The organism is Achromobacter sp. GbtcB20 (genome assembly GCF_019091095.1).
Taxonomy (GTDB): Bacteria; Pseudomonadota; Gammaproteobacteria; order Burkholderiales; family Burkholderiaceae_B; genus Achromobacter; species Achromobacter mucicolens.
In genome coordinates this window covers 1-233 of sequence record NZ_JAGXJZ010000936.1, presented here as the reverse complement: position 1 = coordinate 233, position 233 = coordinate 1, and the positions used below count along the sequence as shown (strand labels likewise).

General features: G+C 70.8%; 1 protein-coding gene. It reads left to right on the top strand.

Annotated elements, in window-relative coordinates; genetic code table 11:
• Nucleotides 1-233, top strand: a 233-nt coding sequence (locus tag KVT32_RS31710) for a methyl-accepting chemotaxis protein (RefSeq protein WP_254637111.1), incomplete at both ends; no start/stop codon positions are given.

Below are 233 nucleotides of genomic sequence, written 5' to 3'. Positions count from 1 at the left end.
CCCAGCGCTCGGCCGCCGCCGCCCGCGAAATCAAGGACCTGATCGGCGACTCGGTCGACAAGGTGCGCGAAGGCAGCAGCCTGGTCGAGCAGGCCGGCGCCACCATGCAGGACGTGGTGGCGAGCGTGCGCCGCGTCACCGACATCATGGCCGAGATCACGGCCGCCAGCATGGAGCAGAGCGCCGGCATCGCCCAGGTCAGCCGCAACGTCCTGGAGATGGACCAGGGCACC